Below are 4,190 nucleotides of genomic sequence, written 5' to 3' on the forward strand. Positions count from 1 at the left end.
CGCCCTGGTGCGCGCCGGCGCCGTCTTCCACAAAGGCAAACTACTCGAACGCCCCACCGACATCACCCCGCCGCAACCGCCCTCCAACGGCGATCAGCAAGCCGGAACGGAGGTCGCCTGAAAAACCCTGATCCACAGGTCTTGACAATTTCTCATCAGGGCGTGCACGTTGACCACTCGGCCGGCCTCGCGGACCTTGAGCACCAAGGCGTCGGCGGCCACGAACGTGTACGGGCCGGCGTCTAACGGTCTGGTGCGGAAGGCTTCGACGGCGGTGTCGAGTTCTTTGGCCATCACCGAGACCTGCGACTTCGACAGTGACGTGATGCCCAGTGTTTCGACGAGCTTGTCCATCCGCCGCGTCGATACTCCAAGCAGATAGCAGGTGGCCACCACCGTCGTCAGAGCCCGCTCGGCGCGTTTGCGCCGTCACAAGCAGCCACTCCGGGAAGTAGGAGCCGTGCCGCAGCTTGGGAATCGCCAGGTCCAATGTGCCTGCCCGGGTGTCGAATTCACGATGACGGTATCCGTTGCGCTGATTCGTGCGCTCGCTGCTGCGCTGGCCGTACCCAGCACCGCACACCGCGTCGGCTTCCGCACCCAACAGCGTATGGATGAACGTGGCCAACAGCTCACGCAGCACGTCGGGATGGCAGGTGGTGAGTCGTTCGGCCAACACAGTAGGCAGGTCGATATCGTGGGCAGTGGTCATCGCGTCGATTCCTTTGCTCGAGTGACTTTGACGGGTCTTTCGAAGGACGCTTCTATGTTTGTCAATACGCGACTGAGGCATTGAGGACGCGAAAGAGTTCCCGGGCGGTGTAGCGCTTAAGGGCGCGACGGATTTCTGCGTCGGATTTGCCTCGTGCGCGGCCGGCAGCAATGTAAGCGTGGGTGCGTGGGCACATCCGCCACCGGGTCAACACGATGTCGTGCAACGCCCGATTGAGATGTCGGTCGCCGCCGCGATTGAGTCGGTGCCGATGGGTGCGGCCGCTACTGGCTGGCACGGGGCTGACTCCCGCCAGTGCCGCGAAGGCTGCTTCATGGCGGCATCGGCCGTCATGAGACCAGGACACGATCAACTGGCCGCCGCTGGTGAATAGCTGTAGTCTTCAGCCAGTGTTGACCAGCTTGGTGATGCCTCGCATTATGTTGCGGCTGGCGGTGTTTCGGACCCGTTGTATGGTGCTCTGCGGAACCGGTCGGGCCGCTGCACTGAGGCGGGGAAACAGGGTCAGGGCGTTGTCGCGATCGATGGCCTGACGGGTTTCGGCGTCCAGACCGGGATAGTTGTCGAGCCCCGCGGCGAATAGTTGTGATGCTGCGACGGGAGCGAACGGCCAGTCGGAGCCGAAGGTGATGTGTCCTTGTTTGGCGAAGGCCAGCAGGGTGGGCAGCGCGGCGGCGCTGGAGGTCAAAGCGGTGTCGAAGTAGAAGCCGGCGAAGTCATCGAGGACCTCGGCCGGGCTGCGCCCTGTGGTGCCAGTGATTGCCAGGGCCATCCGGTGGCTGGCGTAGGGCACAAAGCCGCCGCCGTGACTCAGAAGGAACTTGATGTTCGGATAGTCGCGGCGGACGTTGTTGGCCACCAAGAGATATGCGGCTCGTGATGTGTCGAGTAGAAAGTCCGCGGCGAATGGCACTACCCCGGCTACTTGGGGTCCGGGTAACTCGGCTGGATGGATGAACACCACCGCTGAACGGGCGTTGAGCGCCGCGAACAAGTCGTCTTGTTTGTCCTGACCCAGGTAGGTTCCGGCGCTGTTGGCCAGCAGAACGACTCCGTCGGCGTGCAGCTCATCTAGGGCCCGCACCGCTTCGGTAACCGACTCGCCGAGGTGAGGCATCGGTATGGTGGCGAAGAACCCGAACCGGCCCGGGTGAGCGGCCACGACGGCGGCGTTGTAGTCGTTGAGATCGCGGGCTAGGGCCGCTGCGTCGGCTGCGTCGGGCAGGAAGGTTGTGCCGGGTGTAGACACCGACAGAATCGACGTGGACACCCGGAGGGTGGCCATGGTCTTCAAGGACTCCTCGACCGACCAGTGCGGCACGGGTCGACCGCCGGCCTCGCTGATGCCGGCCTTGTGTAGGGCCTTTCGGTAGAGATCGGGAACCAGATGGTGGTGGGTGTCGATGCGGTTCATGGGCGCTCCTCAGTTCTCGGTAATGCCGGCGCCGGCCAGCGCGGGAATGGGGTCTTCGCGGTGCAGCAGCGATTGCACACCGACCTTGATTTGGTGCAGTTTGTCGATGATGGTCTGGCCCTCTGGGGTGTGGCCCCAGATGCTGATGCCTTGATAGGTGGTGGGCTGCCAGGTCGCTTCGTCGATGATGATTGGGTTCCATCCCACCTCCCATTCGAACCCGGACGGGCTGATGGCGTAGAAGGACAGTTCCTTGTCGTTGGTGTGTTGCCCGACGCTCAGCGCCATGCCGAAGCCGAGCTCCCTAACGCGTTGATACGCCGAGGTCATGTCGTCGAGGGTGGCGACTTGGACATTGAGATGTTGAATGCGGCTGCGGACGGGGTTTATCGGCAGCTTCTGCACGGCGGCAATCGCCACAGTGTGGTGGCGCTCGTTGATTCGCAGGAACCGGATCTTGAGTTTGACGCCGCGGATCGTCTCGTCGATGTAATCGGTGAGCCGGGCGTCGAATACGGTGTTGTAGTAGCCGTGCATCTGGTGCGGCTTTTTGCTGGTGAGGGCGATGTGGCCCATGCCGGCTTCGCCGGTGACAAAACCCCCTCGGGCGGCCGTGTGCAGTGGGCTAGTGCTGGTGTGTGCGCGGGTGAAGAGCTCCTGCGCCAACCCATTGGGTCCTGGGATGCGCACCAGGCGCTCCACTCCGCGAAGTGCCGTCTCCTCCGCAGTGCCTTCGGTGAGTGGGACACCGTGTCGGGTGACGCGCCCGAGGATTTCATCGATGGTGTCGTGGTCGTCGATCTGCCATCCCAGCGTGGTGACGTCTTCGGCGGGCCCCCGTTGCAACAGGAAGCGGCACTCGTTGTCGTCGAGGCGGAAACGCATTACGCCCGGCAGGGTCTCGTCGAGATGCATACCAATGGCATCGCGGGCGAAGCGGCGCCAGTCGGCGAAGCGGTCGGTTTCAATGACGATGTAGCCCAGGTGAACCTTGCCGAACACGTTCTTCACGGTCATAGCCCGAAAACGCTCTCGGTGGAGAGGAATTCGGTGACGAGCTCATTAAAGAGGCCGGCGCGTTCCCACTGCATCCAGTGCCCTGTGTGGGAAGTCATTACCAGCTCAGCATTGGGCATGGCGTTGAGCAATGCCGGACCGCCGGAGGGTTTGTTGACTTTATCGTCGCGTCCCCACAGGATCAGGGTCGGTGTCTGCAGTTTCTTCAGTCGCGAGTCGCGGGTCAAATCCATGCGCCACAGCGTGCGCAGCGCCATCGGGCCCGACGGGCGGCGTAGGGGCGGATTGGCCACCACCTCTGGGTCGATCGACGCTTCGTAGCGCCGATCGATGAGTTCGTCGGGTATCGAGGCGCCGTCGTAGACCAGGTGGGCGCGGATGAACGCTTCGAGTTTGTCCCGAGTAGGGCCGTCGCCGCCGTAATAGCCGAGCAGGCTGTTGAGGCCAGCAGTGGGCAGGCCCTTCGTCGTCCCGATCCCACCCGGGCCCATGAGGACGAGCTTGCCTACCCGGTGGGGGGTGTCCAGCGCGAGACGCAGCGCCGCCGCGCCACCGTAGGAGTTGCCGACGAGATGTGCCGTGTCTAGTGCGAGTTCATCGTGCAGTCCGCGGATCATGTCCGCGAGGTAGCCGAAGGGGTCGGATTGATCGACACCCTTGACCGACCGACCGTAGCCCGGCATGTCGGGCACGATGACCCGGTAGTGCTGTGCGAGTGCACCGATATTGCGCGAGTAATTGGACACCCCAGAGGCGCCGGGTCCGCCACCGTGGAGCATGACCACGGCGGGGCCGGTGCCCGCCTCGGCATAGAAGATCGGCTTGCCGTTCACGGTGACGGTGCGTTCAGCGAGGTGGATAGCGGTCACTAGGGCACCATGCTTTCTGCGGATACCTGATGGGTGTTCGTTGAAGGGACTCGGCGGGGGCCGAGGTGACGGCCGATGTCGGTCGCTCTTGGAGGGCCTGCATGACACTGCCGCCCTCGGTCCTGCCGGGGTCGCAGACCGGCATCAGGAAGACGCG

3 protein-coding genes and 2 pseudogenes are annotated in these 4,190 nt (G+C 63.6%); all 5 read right to left on the reverse strand.

The window, feature by feature from the left end; translation table 11 throughout:
- Window positions 1–153: 153 nt before the first annotated feature.
- A pseudogene (locus AWC25_RS18360) lies at window positions 154–712 on the reverse strand (transposase); the annotation flags it as partial.
- Window positions 713–773: 61 nt separating this feature from the next.
- A pseudogene (locus AWC25_RS18365) lies at window positions 774–1,076 on the reverse strand (transposase); the annotation flags it as partial.
- Window positions 1,077–1,115: 39 nt separating this feature from the next.
- Entirely contained in the window at window positions 1,116–2,147 is a 1,032-nt protein-coding gene (locus tag AWC25_RS18370) for an amidohydrolase family protein (protein ID WP_085167232.1), read from the reverse strand.
- A gap of 9 nt (window positions 2,148–2,156) precedes the next feature.
- Complete coding sequence (locus AWC25_RS18375; RefSeq protein WP_069403116.1) at window positions 2,157–3,164, reverse strand: VOC family protein; 1,008 nt, start codon at window positions 3,162–3,164, stop codon at window positions 2,157–2,159.
- Window positions 3,161–4,033: an alpha/beta fold hydrolase gene (locus AWC25_RS18380; RefSeq protein ID WP_085167233.1), complete on the reverse strand. Its 873-nt coding sequence runs from the start codon at window positions 4,031–4,033 to the stop codon at window positions 3,161–3,163. The genes AWC25_RS18375 and AWC25_RS18380 overlap by 4 nt, the downstream gene beginning before the upstream one ends.
- Between the last annotated feature and the right edge of the window lie 157 nt (window positions 4,034–4,190).

The sequence above is a fragment of the Mycobacterium sherrisii genome, from assembly GCF_002102355.1.
GTDB lineage: Bacteria > Actinomycetota > Actinomycetes > Mycobacteriales > Mycobacteriaceae > Mycobacterium > Mycobacterium sherrisii.

Coding starts and splice junctions, on each gene's coding strand:
- AWC25_RS18375 (WP_069403116.1), bottom strand. CDS start 3,164: ATGACCGTGAAGAACGTGTTCGGCAAGGTTCACCTGGGCTACATCGTC.
- AWC25_RS18370 (WP_085167232.1), bottom strand. CDS start 2,147: ATGAACCGCATCGACACCCACCACCATCTGGTTCCCGATCTCTACCGA.